We start from the raw sequence: 15,187 nt of genomic DNA on the forward strand, positions 1-15,187 counted from the left end.
TAACAATCCTCGAGTGAAGACACTCATGGGCTTGCTTCGTCAGTCCTTGGCGATAACGGCAGGCGTTGCGTGGTCATGCATGGTCATGGCACAACAGGAATTTCCAACGCCCGAAAAGGCCGCTCAAGCGTTCGTCGAAGCACTGGGTACGCAACACGCCAATAATGAACGCCTGACAGAGTTACTGGGTAAAGAATGGCGCAGTTACATCCCTCGCGCAGGCGCGGAGCGCAAAGATGTCGATGCGTTTTTGAAGCTGTACCACGAGCAAAACCACATTGAAAAAACCAGCGACGGCGAGGCGATCCTGTCGGTCGGAACCAACAACTGGACACTGCCTGTCCCCATCGTAAAAGGCACGAAAGGTTGGCATTTCGACATCAAGGCCGGCAGTGCCGAAATCCGTGCACGTCGAATTGGCCGCAATGAATTCGCCGCGTTGCAATCGGCGCAGGCCTATCACGACGCCCAGATGGATTATGCGTCAGTGGATCGTGACGGTGACGGCGCCCTTGAGTATGCGCAGAATATCTACAGCGCCCCCGGCAAGCACGATGGACTTTATTGGGCAGACGACGATAGCGGTCAGATCAGCCCGTTGGGTCCCACGTTCGGCAACGCCATTGCCGGAGAAGCCTGGCATGGTTACCACTTCCGCATCCTTACTGGCCAAGGCCCTTCGGCACCGGGTGGCGCCTACAGCTACCTCATCGGTGACAAGATGAGCCGAGGTTTTGCACTGATCGCCTGGCCGGCGAAATACGATGATACCGGTGTGATGAGTTTCATGATCAGTCATGACGGCCAGATATTTGAAAAAGACCTGGGGCCTGATGGTGAACAGTTGGCGCAGTCGATGAAGCTCTTTGACCCGGATGACAGCTGGAAAGAGGTCACGGCAGATCAAGACTAGACCCTGCAGTAAAACAACCGCTGCGCCGGTACTTCGGTACCCGGCGCCATCGGTAAGACCACGCCAATACCCGCCTCGATCCATCAACGTCAGCTGTTCCCGTGCAACGCCCGTCACGTTGGACAAAACACCGCTCGTTGCACGTCATCTTCCCTGCGCAGCGCGATATTTTCGAGTGCTCGATGCCAGGAATCCAGTGCACAAAGTCTTCGTTCCTTGGCCAGCGTCAGCAGGTTTCTGAAGGAGTTCATGGCAGCGCAATCCCGGAGTTATTTCTGAATGGCATGTGAATGGCGAGGGAGATCGGCTAAAGAATTTCGTATACCCTAGCGCTATCTCACTCCAAACGACCGCCGACGTGAACCTACCAAAACTCAACGCTCCCGACCTTGGCAATACGCCTTCGACCTCGGAAATCATCACCCGTCATTTGCGGGACGCGATCGTCGCCGGGCATTTTGCCGAGGATGAACCGATTCGCCAGGACGACATTGCCCGCCAGTTCAACGTCAGCAAAATCCCGGTGCGCGAGGCCCTCAAGCGGCTGGAGGCCGAAGGCCTGGTGATGTTCCAGCGCAATCGCGGGGCGATGGTCACGCGGATTTCCGATGCGGAACTGGCGCAGATGTTCGAAGTGCGCATGTTGCTGGAGGACAAGGTGTTGCGCCTGGCCATTCCCAACATGACCGAACAGACCTTCGAGCGTGCCGAGCGTATCTGCCAGGAATTCATCGGCGAAGACGACGTCGGGCGCTGGGCCGAGCTCAACTGGGAATTGCATTCCTGTCTTTACGAACCGGCGCAGCGGCCGTTTCTGGTGAGTCTGATTCGTTCGGTCAACGACAAGCTGGAGCGTTACCTGCGTATGCAGATGAGCCTGTCCGCCGGCAAGGAGCGCGCCGATCACGAGCATCGCGAGATCCTTGCGGCCTGCCGTGCCGGGGATGTGGACCTGGCGGTGAAGCTGTTGGATGAGCACATTGCCGGGGTCTGCAAGACCCTCTTCGAGCATCTGCCCCACGCTCACTGATCGCTGCGGACACTGTGCTGATTTCGTCATCGGCACAGGTTAAATCCATCAAGCCGACACCCGACCGCACGGGCCACTCTAGCGTTCACTCAACCGAATGGACGTGGCCCTCCCATGAAAAACATCTCCGTCATCGACTCCCACACCGGCGGCGAACCGACCCGTCTGGTGACCGCCGGTTTTCCTGATCTGGGCAGTGGCAGCATGGCTGAACGGCGCAAAATCCTCGCCGAACAGCATGACCAATGGCGTGCGGCGTGCGTGCTGGAACCACGGGGTAGTGATGTGCTGGTGGGTGCCCTGCTCTGCGAACCCGTAGACCCGAGCGCCTGTGCCGGAGTGATTTTCTTCAACAACAGCGGTTACCTGGGCATGTGCGGTCACGGCACCATCGGCCTGGTGGCTTCTCTGGCGCACATGGGCAAGATCGGGCCCGGCGTGCACAGCATCGAGACGCCGGTGGGCACGGTACAAGCCACCCTGCACGACGACCATTCGGTCAGCGTACGTAATGTCCCCGCCTATCGTTATCGCAAAGATTTGGCATTGCAGGTGCCGGGTATCGGTCAGGTGACCGGCGATGTCGCTTGGGGCGGCAACTGGTTTTTCCTGATCGCCGATCACGGCCTGCGGGTGTCCGGAGACAACCTTGAGGCGCTGACCGCTTACACCTACGCGGTGCAGCAGGCACTGGAAACCCAGGGTATTCGCGGTGAAGACGGCGGCCTGATCGATCATGTCGAGCTGTTCGCCGATGACGATCACGCCGACAGCCGCAACTTCGTACTTTGCCCTGGCAAGGCCTACGATCGTTCACCGTGCGGCACCGGTACCAGCGCGAAACTGGCGTGCATGGCGGCTGACGACACCTTGCAGCCAGGGCAGATCTGGCGCCAGGCCAGTGTGATTGGCAGCGAGTTCGAAGGCTCCTTCGAATGGCAGGGTGAGCGTATCGTGCCGACCATTCGTGGCCGTGCCTTCATCAGTGCCGAAGCCCGTTTGATCATTGAACAGGACGACCCGTTCGCCTGGGGCATTCGCCCATGAACCGGGGCCGTGTGGCCGATGTGATCGTCATCGGCGCCGGCATCATCGGCGCGGCTTGCGCCCAGGCGCTGGCGCGTCGCGGCTTGCAGGTGCTGGTACTCGATGCCGGCCTGCATAACGCGACGGCAGCGGGCATGGGCCACTTACTGGTGCTCGACGACAACCCGGCCGAACTGGCCCTGAGTGATTATTCCCTGCAACGCTGGCGCGAGCACGCACCGGACTTGCCCGACGGCTGCGCTTACCGTAACAACGGCACGCTCTGGCTGGCCGCCAACGCCGAGGAGATGGCAGTGGCCCACAGCAAATGCCTGAACTTGCAGGCTCAGGGAATCGCCTGTGAACTGCTCGGTGCCAGTGCCTTGCGCCAGCGTGAACCCGAACTGCGCGAGGGCCTTGAAGGAGGACTGCTGATCAAGGGTGACGGCATTCTGTATGCGCCGGCCACGGCCAACTGGATGCTCGACACGCCGAACATCCGCCAGCGCCGGGCACACGTCACGGAGGTCGATGGCCATCGGGTACGCCTCGATGACGGCCACTGGTTGAGTGCCGAAGCGGTGGTGCTGGCCAACGGTGTTCAGGCCAATGAACTGTGCCCTGAGTTGCCCATCGAGCCGAAAAAAGGTCACTTGCTCATCACCGACCGCTACCCCGCCACCGTCACCCACACCCTGGTGGAACTGGGTTACGTCACCAGCGCCCATAACGCCAAAGGCCCGTCGGTGGCCTGCAATATTCAACCGCGTCCGACCGGGCAATTGTTCATTGGTGCCTCGCGGCAATTCGGCACGACCGACCCGCAGGTCGAAGGCTGGATGTTGGCGAAAATGCTCAAGCGTGCGGCCGAATACATGCCGGGGTTGGCCCGGCTCAATGGCATCCGCGCCTGGACCGGTTTTCGTGCCGCCAGCCCCGACGGCTTGCCGCTGGTGGGTCAGCACCCACAACGTCAGGGCTTATGGCTGGCGGTCGGTCATGAAGGACTGGGGGTGACCACCGCGCCCGGCACCGCGGATTTGCTGGTCGCGCAACTGTTCAACGAAACCCCGCCACTGGCCGCGCAACCCTATCTGCCCCAGCGTTTCCTCGGAGAACCTGTGTATGCCTGAATTGATGCTCGACGGTCATGCCCTGAGGGTCGCCGACGGTACCAGCGTCGCCGCAGCCCTGGCGTTGGGCGGCAACGGTTGCAGCCGCACCTCGGTCAGCGGTCAACGGCGCGCACCGCTGTGCGGCATGGGCATTTGCCAGGAATGCCGGGTGACCATCGACGGTCGCCGTCGCCTGGCGTGCCAGACCCTGTGCCGTGACGGCATGCAGGTGGAGACACACCCATGAACGAATACGCCGATCTGTTGATCATCGGTGCCGGCCCTGCCGGCATGGCCGCCGCACTGGCAGCAGCACCCAGTGGTGCACGCATTGTCATGCTCGACGACAACCCGTTTACCGGCGGGCAAATCTGGCGCGACGGCCCTCAAGCCAGTCTCCCCGCTCAGGCCCGTCACCTGCGTGAGCGGTTACAGTCCCACGGCAATATCCGCCATCACAGCGGCACTCGGGTGATCGCCAATCCCGGCCTAAAACAATTGCTGGTCGAAGACGACGATCACGGCTGGCTGATCAGCTATGACAAATTGATTCTGTGCACCGGTGCCCGAGAGTTGCTGCTGCCCTTCCCCGGATGGACGCTGCCTGGGGTCACCGGCGCCGGGGGTTTGCAGGCACTGATCAAATCCGGACTTTCGGTGCGTGATGAGCGCGTGGTAATCGCCGGAAGCGGGCCACTATTATTGGCCAGTGCGGCTACCGCAAAAATACACGGAGCATCGGTGCTACGCATCGCCGAGCAAGCTTCGCTCACGGCGGTCGCCGGTTTCGCTGCGCAACTGCCGCGCTGGCCGGCGAAATGGTTGCAGTCGTTCAGCTTGTTCAACCGTCATTACCGTGCAGCCACTCATGTACTGGCAGCCCTTGGCTCCGAACGACTCGAAGGCGTGCGCTTGCAACAGCAAGGCAAAATCGTCGAGCTGGAATGTGACCGGCTGGCCTGTGGGTTCGGCCTGATCCCGAATATCCAATTGGGTCAGGCACTGGGTTACGCCATCGAAGGACAGGCGTTGGCGGTGGATATCTGGCAGGCCAGCAACCGCACCGATCATTACGCGGCAGGTGAATGCACCGGATTCGGTGGCAGTGAACTGGCCTTGGTGGAAGGTGCGATTGCCGGCCACGCCGCAGTGGGCGACGTTGTAGCAGCCCGCCAACTGTGGCTGCGCCGGGCACGCTGGCAGGGGTTCGCCAATGCACTGAATCAGGCATTCGCCCTCGACCCGCGACTCAAATCCCTGGCGCGCCCCGACACCTTGGTTTGCCGTTGCGAAGATGTGGCATACGCAGCATTGGCTGGGCACACGGACTGGCGTGAGGCCAAGCTGGCCAGTCGCTGCGGCATGGGCGCCTGCCAGGGGCGTGTGTGTGGCGGTGCGGTGCAGCATCTGTTTGGCTGGCAACCCTCAGCGCCGCGCCCACCGTTCAGCCCGGCACGTATCGAGACGTTGATGTGCCTGGACGACACCCCGCCCGCGTGATGATCGCATCGGGGGTTTCGGCCACGCTGCCGAGCCACTATGATCCCGGGGGTCGACATCAGGCCCCCTACGCCATGTACCCCTCGCTCACCACGTTTAAACCCTGTGACTTGCCGACGCTGCTGAACAGTCTTCAGCCGATCGCGCCGCTGCTCGATACCCTGTCGGACGTGGTGTTTTTCATCAAGGATCGCGAAGCCCGTTACGCCTTCGTCAACCAGACGCTGGCGCGGCGATGCGGTTTCAAACACAGTGAGGAACTGCTGGGACGCACCGCTGAAATGGTCTTCCCGGAAAAGTTCGGCCCGCTGTACGCCGAACAGGATCGACGGGTGCTCTCCAGCGGCCGGGTACTAGCCGACCAGTTGGAACTGCACCTGTATTTCGGCAACCAGCCGATCTGGTGCCTGACCCACAAACTTGCCCTCAAAGATGAACAAGGTCGCATCGTTGGCCTGGCCGGCATTTCCCGCGATTTGCAATCGCCACAATCGAATCATCCTGCTTATCAAAAGCTCGCCGCGGTGGATTCGCATATCCGTGATCACTTTGCCCGACCTATCAGCCTTGCCGAGTTGACGGACATTGCCGGGTATTCGGTGGCGCAACTGGAGCGTCATTGCAAACGGGTATTCCAGCTCACACCGCGGCAGATGATTCACAAGGCACGGCTGGAAGAGGGTTCACGGTTGTTGTTGCATAGCGATTTGCCGATTACCGAGATTGCCTTGCGTTGTGGGTATACCGACCATAGTGCTTTTAGCCGGCAGTTTCGGGCGTTGACCAGTTTGTCGCCGAGTCAGTATCGCGACAATCAACACTGAACCTATAACATTCTCATGAGCCTGTCTGGCACTGAGGCTATCGGTTTTTATGACGCTGCGTGGATGATGGTTGACGCGGGCAGGTTATTGATCTGCTGCATAGATGACAGATTGTGCAGTATCCAATGTAGTGGGACGACGAGTGAAGTAGGTATCACCTTCAACGGTGTGGATCTCATAATCCGTTTGGGGCGCAGTTTGGCCCAATGCAACGGTATGCTTGATGATTTTCAGTACTCGCTGAAACATCACAGCCTGAGTACCGTTCCGGGTTGGTCCGGTGAGTACGCTCACATTTTGAAACCAGCCGTCGTTCCTTTTGTTCGCCACCAAGGTGTGGCTCAGCGCCTCAAAACGTTCCAGGCGGGTAAACCCCCAGAGCGTCTGTTCCTTGACCGCCTTGCCCGGTGTGGCAGAACCAGTGAATACAAACAGGTTGATATCCGGATTGTCTTCGCAGAAGAAATCATAGGGTACCAGCCCGTCCACCATTTTCTGCCCAGATACAAATCCCTTTTTATGAACCAGAAACATGCCCACCTCCCCTCAATGGCATCACTCAGAAAATCAGCAAACGTTGAGTAAGCTTCAGTGAGAAGTCTACTGAGACAGAGCGTACAGGGCGGTCAAGGCAATGTAATTTCGTGTAAAGATCAAGCCCGATGGGGCAAACGAATATCCATGATCAACCCACCAGACGGCTCGTTGTACGCCGTAATAGTGCCGCCATGCACCTCTACCGCCCTGGAGGCGATCGCCAGTCCCAGGCCGAAACCGCCGCTGTGCTCGCCGATACCACGCTCGAAGGGATGGAAAATGCTCTGCAGCCTGCTGCTTTCGACTCCTGGCCCCTGATCGATAATTTGTACGGTCAGGCTTTGTGTTGGCAGATCGACCGCGGCGCAGACCCGCACCGTACTCACCGACCGGGTATGACGCACTGCATTGCGAATGACGTTCTCGAAGCACCGATACAACAGCTCGCCGTTGACACGGCTGACGAAGGCCGGACAGGCCTGCAGACTGACCCGACAATTTTTTATCTGCGCCTCGAATTGGGCGTCCTCGACGATTTCCGCCAACAACTCGATGACATCCAGTGATTCACACTCGAAACTCTCGGGCCGGCCCTGTAAGCGCGCCAGGGTCAGCAGGGCCTCGATCAGCGTATCCATGCGTACCGACTCGCGCTCGATGCGCTCGATCATTTCCAGGCGAGTCGGGACCTGATGCAACAGCCCAATGGCGGCCTGCATGCGCGTCAACGGTGAACGTAGTTCGTGGGAGATGTCGTGCAACAGATGCTGCTGAGCCTCCACCAGTAATTTCAACTGGTTGGCCATTCGGTCACAGTCCTCGGCCAGGTCGACGATTTCATCGCGGCGCCTGCCCATCATCGGTTTGACCCGGGTATCGAAGTGCCCCTGCGCGACATCGCTCATCGCCCGCCGCAAGTAGGCCAACGGCCAAGCCAGATAGTAGGCCAGGTACCCGCTAAACAGCGCACTCATCACGGTGCCGACGATCAGCGGAGTCAAACGCCCGGGCCTGCCATTATCGTCGCGACCAGGAAAACGAGAGGACCTGAGCGAAAGTGTGACCCCCTCTTTACTGATGAACGAGCGCTCATAAGTCGGTTGCGATACCGGTGAGCCGGCCAGCAACTGGCCAGCAACGTCATATACGCCAATGGCCTGACCAGGAGGATGCTGCCAAATCGCCAGGAGTTGCTTGCCCGATTCGATGCCAAATTGCTGCAGCAGCTGTTCCTCACTGACCAGGACAACCTCCAGATGAGGATCGCCGGGGCGGAAGTTTTCCAGGATCAGAATGCCCAGCCCGACAAAGAAGGTCAGGCTGGTAGCCAGCCAGAACGCCAGGAACAGTTTCCAGTACAAGCGGCTTGGCCTCATCATTCCGCGATCAACAGATAACCGAGGCCACGCACACTCTGAATCCACGCGCTGGTGTCGGAACGCGGCCCCAGTTTTTGGCGAATGCTGCTGATGTGCACATCGATGCGCCGGTCATAGCGGGTCAACGGATGCCCCAAGGCATTGAGCGACAGCTCCTGTTTACTCACCACTTGTCCTGCCCGTCGGGCCAATTCTTCAAGCAAGCTGAACTCGGTACTGGTCAGGCCCAGCTCGCGCCCATGCCACTGAGCCTGACGCTTGCCCGGCCACAAGGTCAGAGTGCCGCTCTTGATGACTTCCATGGCTGGCTGGCTCATCGATCGCACCCGACGCATGATCGCCCGCAAGCGCGCCACCAGTTCACCCGGAGAGCTGGGCTTGGGCACGTAGTCATCGGCGCCAAGTTCCAGGCCGGTGATCCTGTCGATATTGTCGCCACGAGCCGTGAGCAAAACTACGGGCACCTGGCTGCTGGCCCGGATACGCCTGAGAACCTCGATACCTGACAGTCTCGGCAACATCACATCCAGCACCACAATGCCATAACGACCCGAAAGCGCGTGGTGTTCGCCCTCCTCGCCGGTGTGCACGGCAGTCGCCTCGAAGCCTTCTCGCTCCAGGTATTGGCAGAGCATTGCCGTCAGTTCCTGGTCATCGTCGACTAGCAATACGGAGATCATGGCGGGCTCTTGATTGAACATCGTCGCATTATCTCTATTGCACCGCGCACCGTCATCGCTTCAGTCCAACCTTTACCTAACTTGACACTAGGTTAACCGCACCAAACATCCCGCGCTTTTATGCTTGATATCCACCCGCCTGGCCCCTGTGCGGTGACCCGTCTACGGCGAGTTATCCAGGCGTGCCTGCGCTGCTTGTCGATGTATCCTGGAACAACTTGATGAATTTTTCGCACCTTCTCTGCTCGGTTGCGCTGCTGCTCAATGCCACACTTGCGCACGCCCAAGGCTTCAAAATCTCCGATATTCGCGTCAATGGCCTCCAGCGGGTCTCCGCGGGTAGCGTCTTTGGTGCTTTGCCGTTGAACGTCGGTGAACAGGCGGATGATCGTCGCCTGGTGGAATCCACTCGTGCGTTGTTCAAAACCGGGTTCTTTCAAGATATCCAGCTGGGCCGCGATGGCAACGTCCTGGTCATCACGGTAGTCGAGCGCCCGTCGGTCGCCAGTATCGAGATCGAGGGTAACAAGGCGATCTCTACTGAAGACCTGATGAAAGGCCTCAAACAATCCGGTCTGGCTGAAGGCGAGATCTTTCAGCGTGCCACGCTCGAAGGTGTGCGCAACGAACTGCAGCGCCAATACGTCGCCCAGGGTCGCTACTCCGCCACCGTCGACACCGAAGTAGTGCCGCAACCCCGTAACCGTGTCGGGTTGAAGGTCAATATCAACGAAGGCACCGTCGCGGCTATCCAGCACATCAACGTGGTGGGTAACACCGTTTTCCCTGAAGAAGACCTGATCGACCTGTTCGAACTGAAGACCACCAACTGGCTGTCGTTCTTCAAGAACGACGACAAGTACGCGCGTGAAAAGCTTTCCGGTGACCTGGAGCGTCTGCGCTCCTACTACCTGGACCGTGGCTATATCAATATGGATATCGCTTCGACCCAGGTGTCCATCACCCCGGACAAGAAGCACGTCTACATCACTGTCAACGTCAACGAAGGCGATAAGTACACCGTTCGTGACGTCAAGCTGAGCGGTGACCTGAAAGTCCCTGAAGATCAGATCAAGTCCCTGCTGCTGGTTCAGAAAGGCCAGGTGTTCTCGCGCAAGCTGATGACCACCACCTCGGAATTGATCACCCGCCGTCTGGGTAACGAGGGTTACACCTTCGCCAACGTCAACGGCGTGCCTCAGCCCCATAATGAAGACCACACGGTCGACATCACCTTCGCTGTGGATCCGGGCAAACGTGCTTACGTTAACCGTATCAACTTGCGTGGCAACACCAAGTCCGAAGACGAAGTGCTGCGCCGCGAAATGCGTCAGATGGAAGGTGGTTGGGCTTCGACCTACCTGATTGATCAATCCAAGACGCGTCTTGAGCGCCTGGGCTTCTTTAAAGAAGTGAACGTCGAAACCCCGGCTGTGCCAGGTGTCGATGACCAGGTTGACGTGAACTACCGCGTTGAAGAACAGGCTTCCGGTTCGATCACTGCCAGCATTGGCTTCGCACAAAGTGCCGGCCTGATCCTCGGTGGTTCGATCACTCAGAACAACTTCCTGGGTACCGGTAACAAGGTCAGCATCGGCTTGACCCGCAGTGAATATCAAAGCAAGTACAACTTCGGCTTTGTCGATCCCTATTTCACTTCGGATGGCGTGAGCCTGGGCTACAACCTGTTCTACAACCACACCGACTACGATAAATACTACGGTAACGGCGCCTCGTACTATTCCATCAACAGCTTTGGTGCCGGAACCTCGCTTGGCTATCCCATCAATGAGACCTCGCGGGTGACGTTTGGCCTGATGGCACAACATGACAGCATCGAGCCTGGCACCTATAGCGCGGATGAGATCTACGACTTTATCCAGCGCGAAGGCAAGGAGTTCACCAATTTCAAGGCGAGTCTCGGCTGGTCGGAGTCGACCCTGAACCGAAGTGTGCTGGCCACTCGCGGCCATTCACAGAACCTGAGTCTTACGGTGACGGTGCCGGGAAGCGACTTGAGCTTCTACAAGATCGATTACACCGGGCAGACCTATCTGCCGGTCAGCACTGCCACATCACTGCGTTTCCATACCAATCTCGGCTATGGCTACAGCTACGGCTCAACCGATGGCTTGCCTTTCTATGAAAACTACACGGCGGGTGGCGAAGGGTCAGTTCGCGGTTTCAAAAACGGCACCTTGGGTCCGCGCAACACCCCCGCCACCGGGAAGTATGCCAGTGCCGGTCAAGCCTATTATTCCGATCGGGACACCGACGCCTTGGGCGGCAATGTGCTCATCACCGGCGGCGTGGAATACCTGTTTCCGATGCCCTTCATCAAAGACACTAAATCCGTACGCACTTCGGTGTTCTGGGACGCGGGCAGTGTCTATTCGAACAAGTGTTATTTGAGCACCACTCAAGGGTGCAACGGCGTAGATCTGAACCAGATGGCAAGCTCGCTGGGGGTTGGCGTGACCTGGTACAGCGCACTGGGGCCGCTGTCATTCAGCTTGGCGCTGCCGATTCGAACTCCCGATAACGCTGAAACGCAAGTGTTCCAGTTCTCTCTGGGAAAGACCTTTTGACCCATGTGTGGGAGGCCATTGTAGAGGGACCGGCAACTGTTATGCCGGAAGGGAATTACGGGCTTCTCACCCATTTTTCGCCAATCGGTGTTCCTTAAAGGGGCGCTCTGCTTCCCGTTGCTCCCATACGTAACACCAGCCACTGGGGCCCACGAGCCCCCCCCTGGGCATTACTACCCCGGTCATGTCGCTCCAAGCCCCCTACCTCAAGGTCTACCAACTAATTCACCTCAAGGACTGGAAATAGGCACGCCACTTGCTATTGTTAATATCGTATACGAAATCCTCAATACGATATTCAACAGCACTTCACACGAACGAGGCCTCTATGAAAAACCCCGCATTTGCCGTAGCCCTCAGCGCTGTTCTCAGTACCCTCTTTGTCGCCAACGCCCAGGCCGACAAGCTCGACGACATCATCGGTGCAGGCAAGCTGCGCTGCGCCGTCACCCTGGACTTCCCGCCCATGGGTTTTCGCGATGCCAGCAACAGCCCGGCCGGTTTCGATGTGGACTACTGCCGCGACCTGGCGAAGATCCTCGGGGTCGAGGCTGAAGTGGTCGAGACGCCGTTCCCGGACCGCATTCCGGCGCTGGTCTCCGGACGCGCCGACGTGATCGTCGCCTCCACGTCCGACACCCTCGAACGGGCCAAGACTGTTGGCCTCACCGTGCCCTACTTCGCCTTCCAAATGGTGGTGCTGACCCGCGACGATACGGGCATCAACAGCTTCGACGACCTCAAAGGCAAACCCGTGGGCAACACCAGCGGCACCTATGAGGCCATCGCCCTGGAAAAAGACGTGAAGAATTGGGGCACCGGTAGCTTCCGTGCCTATCAGTCGCAGAACGACACCCTGCTGGCCGTTGCCCAGGGCCACATCGACGCCACTGTGGTCACCAACACCGTCGCCGCCGCCACCCTCAAATCGGGTAAATACAAAAACCTGAAAGTCGCCGGTAACGCCCCCTACGTCATCGACTACGTCTCCCTCGGCGCCAAGCGCAACGAGTATGGCCTTCTCAACTACCTCAACCTGTTCGTCAACCAGCAGGTGCGCACCGGTCGCTACAAGGAGCTGTTCGTCAAATGGGTCGGCACCGATATCTCGCCGGCCAACCTGACCGTGCCACAGGTCTACTACTGAGATGTCCGGCATGCCTAGGTCCGTTTCTCTGACCGGTCGCAGCCTGGTCGCGGGCGCCGCTCAAGGTGCCCTGCTGTTCGCCGATGTCGGGCTGAGTTTCTGGGGCGGGGTTGACTCCAGCAGTGGCGAGGTCATCGATCGCCACCACCCGCTCAGCGGCGAATACCTGGCGGGGCGTGTGCTGGCGATTCCCAGCGGACGCGGTTCGTGTACCGGCAGCAGTGTGTTGATGGAACTGATCAGCAACGGCCATGCACCGGCGGCACTGGTGCTGGCCGAACCGGATGAGATCCTGACCCTGGGCGTGCTGGTGGCGCAGACTATTTTTGCCCGTTCTCTGCCGGTGCTCTGCATCGGCCGGGAGGCCTTCGCGACCTTGCACGATCAGGCCTTCGCCCGGGTCGACGGGGCCATGCTGAGCCTGTTCGAGCACCTGCCCGGCGATGCCTGGCAGGCGCTCGACAAACCTTTATCCAACACCGATAGCCGCGCTTCAATCGAGCTCACCGAGTTTGATCGGGCGCTGCTCGACGGTCAGCATGGACAAGCTGCGCAAATGGCCATGCGCATTGTTCTGCGCATGGCCGATCTGCAAGGGGCCCGACGTCTGGTGGATGTCACCCAGGCGCACATCGATGGTTGCATCTACACCGGACCTGCAAGCCTGCGCTTTGCCCAACAATTGGTGCAGTGGGGGGCAAAAGTGCGGGTGCCCACTACCCTCAATTCGATTTCCGTGGACCAGCGCCGCTGGCGCGAATTGGGCATCGACCCGGCCCTCGGCGAGCCGGCCAGTGCCTTGGGCGATGCCTATATGGCGATGGGCGCGCAACTCAGCTACACCTGTGCACCTTACCTGCTCGACAGTGCGCCCAAGGCTGGCGAGCAGATTGTCTGGGCCGAATCCAATGCCGTGGTTTACGCCAACAGCGTGCTCGGCGCACGCACCCTGAAGTACCCGGACTACCTCGACATTTGCATCGCCCTCACCGGCCGTGCCCCACTGATCGGCTGTCACCTGGACGCGCAACGCAAGGCCCGCTTGCAGATCGAGGTGCCCGGACTCGGTGAACTGGACGATGCCTTTTACCCGTTGCTCGGATATCACATCGGTGCACTGGCCGGCAGCCGCGTGCCGCTGGTATTGGGCCTGGAAAACCGCAAGCCGAGCCTGGACGATCTCAAAGCGTTCGGCGCAGCGTTTGCCACTACCTCGGCGGCACCACTGTTTCATATCGCCGGGGTCACTCCGGAGGCCATCGACCCGACACAGGTACTGGAAGCGGATGCATCCATACCCGTGGAAAAAATCCGCCTGAAAGACCTGCTGGTGAGTTGGCGCGAGCTCAACAGTGCCCGTGATCACCGGGTGGATGTGGTGTCGCTGGGCAACCCGCATTTTTCCCTTAGTGAATTTGCTCATATGGCGCGGCTGTGCCGAGGTCGGCACAAACACCCGAACGTCGTACTCGCCATCACCTGCGGTCGCGCAGTGTTGGAGCAGGCACGCCAGGCCGGACACATCGCGGTGATCGAGGCCTTCGGCGCCACCCTGGTCACCGACACCTGCTGGTGCATGCTCGGCGAGCCAGTGATTCCAACCGCCGCCACCACGCTGATGACCAACTCGGGCAAGTACGCCCACTACGCACCCGGTCTGGTGGGTCGCAAGGTGCATTTCGCCAGCCTTGCAGAGTGCGTCGATGCTGCGTGTAACGCCACGGCCAGCGGGCGCCTGCCGGCCTGGCTGCAACCTGCCGCCCAACTGGAGAGCCCTGCGTATGTTTGACTACACCTTCCAATGGCGCTCAGCCCTGCGCGCCTTGCCGGATATGCTCGCCGGCGCCGTGGTCACCTTCGAGACCGCGGCACTGTCGATGATCTTCGGGGTACTCATCGCCCTGGCCCTGACGGTCATGCGCGAAAGCAAAAACCCGGTGCTGAGTGGTATTGGTAATGGCTGGGTATCGATTGCCCGCAACACGCCATCACTGTTCCAGATCTACATCCTTTACTTCGGCCTCGGCTCGCTCGGATTGCATGTCAGCTCGTGGCTCGCGCTGCTGGCCGGGATCACGTTCAACAACGCGGGTTACCTGGCGGAAAACTTTCGCGGCGGGCTCAAGGCCGTGCCGCAGACCCAGGTGCGCGCCGCTCGGTCACTGGGCATGAGCGCCTTTCAGACCTACCGCATGATCATCGTCCCGCAGCTGCTGCGAATTGTGTTTTACCCGCTGACTAACCAAATGGTCTGGGCGGTGTTGATGACGTCGCTGGGGGTGATTGTGGGGCTGAACAATGACCTGACCGGGGTGACCCAGGACTACAACGTCAAAACGTTCCGCACGTTCGAGTACTTCGCGATTGCGGCGGTGCTGTATTACGCCATTGCCAAGACGATCGTCGCGACAGCCCGGCTGTTTGCCTGGCGGTTGTTTCGTTACTGAG

At 59.5% G+C, this 15,187-nt stretch carries 14 protein-coding genes; 11 read left to right on the plus strand and 3 right to left on the minus strand.

From position 1 onward, the window contains the following. Window positions 1-25: 25 nt before the first annotated feature. The 7 genes from ACWGZX_RS02495 to ACWGZX_RS02525 all read left to right on the plus strand — a co-directional run bounded on the left by ACWGZX_RS02495 (window position 26) and on the right by ACWGZX_RS02525 (window position 6,408). Entirely contained in the window at window positions 26-913 is an 888-nt protein-coding gene (locus ACWGZX_RS02495) for a DUF2950 domain-containing protein (protein WP_452627151.1), read from the plus strand. A 358-nt stretch (window positions 914-1,271) separates the two neighbouring features. After that, window positions 1,272-1,943, plus strand: coding sequence for a GntR family transcriptional regulator (locus ACWGZX_RS02500; RefSeq protein WP_452627152.1), 672 nt, complete (start codon window positions 1,272-1,274; stop codon window positions 1,941-1,943). A 114-nt stretch (window positions 1,944-2,057) separates the two neighbouring features. Then, window positions 2,058-2,990, plus strand: a complete 933-nt coding sequence (locus ACWGZX_RS02505; protein WP_452627153.1) for a 4-hydroxyproline epimerase — start codon at window positions 2,058-2,060, stop codon at window positions 2,988-2,990. Continuing rightward, a complete protein-coding gene (locus ACWGZX_RS02510; protein ID WP_452627154.1) occupies window positions 2,987-4,102 on the plus strand; it encodes an NAD(P)/FAD-dependent oxidoreductase in 1,116 nt (371 codons plus the stop codon). Before ACWGZX_RS02505 ends, ACWGZX_RS02510 begins: the two co-directional genes overlap by 4 nt. Beyond that, window positions 4,095-4,331, plus strand: a complete 237-nt coding sequence (locus tag ACWGZX_RS02515) for a (2Fe-2S)-binding protein (protein WP_223520211.1) — start codon at window positions 4,095-4,097, stop codon at window positions 4,329-4,331. The genes ACWGZX_RS02510 and ACWGZX_RS02515 overlap by 8 nt, the downstream gene beginning before the upstream one ends. Continuing rightward, window positions 4,328-5,584, plus strand: coding sequence for an FAD-dependent oxidoreductase (locus ACWGZX_RS02520; protein ID WP_452627155.1), 1,257 nt, complete (start codon window positions 4,328-4,330; stop codon window positions 5,582-5,584). Before ACWGZX_RS02515 ends, ACWGZX_RS02520 begins: the two co-directional genes overlap by 4 nt. 74 nt (window positions 5,585-5,658) lie before the next feature. Then, window positions 5,659-6,408 (plus strand): helix-turn-helix domain-containing protein, encoded by a 750-nt coding sequence (locus tag ACWGZX_RS02525; protein ID WP_452627156.1) that lies wholly within the window; start codon window positions 5,659-5,661, stop codon window positions 6,406-6,408. Between the two features lie 84 nt (window positions 6,409-6,492). On the opposite strand, the gene ACWGZX_RS02530 is transcribed toward ACWGZX_RS02525, so the two are convergent. From ACWGZX_RS02530 to ACWGZX_RS02540, 3 genes are all read right to left on the minus strand, one after another. Continuing rightward, window positions 6,493-6,942, minus strand: a complete 450-nt coding sequence (locus ACWGZX_RS02530) for a hypothetical protein (RefSeq protein ID WP_452627157.1) — start codon at window positions 6,940-6,942, stop codon at window positions 6,493-6,495. Between the two features lie 119 nt (window positions 6,943-7,061). Then, entirely contained in the window at window positions 7,062-8,324 is a 1,263-nt protein-coding gene (locus ACWGZX_RS02535; RefSeq protein ID WP_452627158.1) for an ATP-binding protein, read from the minus strand. Further along, entirely contained in the window at window positions 8,321-9,004 is a 684-nt protein-coding gene (locus ACWGZX_RS02540) for a response regulator (protein ID WP_452627159.1), read from the minus strand. Before ACWGZX_RS02540 ends, ACWGZX_RS02535 begins: the two co-directional genes overlap by 4 nt. A 221-nt stretch (window positions 9,005-9,225) precedes the next feature. On the opposite strand from ACWGZX_RS02540, the gene bamA reads away from it, so the two are divergent. The 4 genes from bamA to ACWGZX_RS02560 all read left to right on the plus strand — a co-directional run bounded on the left by bamA (window position 9,226) and on the right by ACWGZX_RS02560 (window position 15,186). Next, the gene (bamA, locus tag ACWGZX_RS02545) at window positions 9,226-11,592 is read left to right on the plus strand and encodes an outer membrane protein assembly factor BamA (protein WP_452627160.1); all 2,367 of its coding nucleotides are present in this window, start codon (window positions 9,226-9,228) and stop codon (window positions 11,590-11,592) included. A 328-nt stretch (window positions 11,593-11,920) separates the two neighbouring features. Then, a complete protein-coding gene (locus ACWGZX_RS02550; protein WP_452627161.1) occupies window positions 11,921-12,739 on the plus strand; it encodes an ABC transporter substrate-binding protein in 819 nt (272 codons plus the stop codon). 10 nt (window positions 12,740-12,749) lie between these two features. After that, window positions 12,750-14,528 (plus strand): cis-3-hydroxy-L-proline dehydratase, encoded by a 1,779-nt coding sequence (lhpI, locus tag ACWGZX_RS02555; protein WP_452627162.1) that lies wholly within the window; start codon window positions 12,750-12,752, stop codon window positions 14,526-14,528. Next, a complete protein-coding gene (locus tag ACWGZX_RS02560) occupies window positions 14,521-15,186 on the plus strand; it encodes an amino acid ABC transporter permease (protein WP_452627163.1) in 666 nt (221 codons plus the stop codon). The genes lhpI and ACWGZX_RS02560 overlap by 8 nt, the downstream gene beginning before the upstream one ends. Window position 15,187 lies beyond the last annotated feature (1 nt).

This window comes from Pseudomonas sp. CLCA07 (assembly GCF_053615335.1).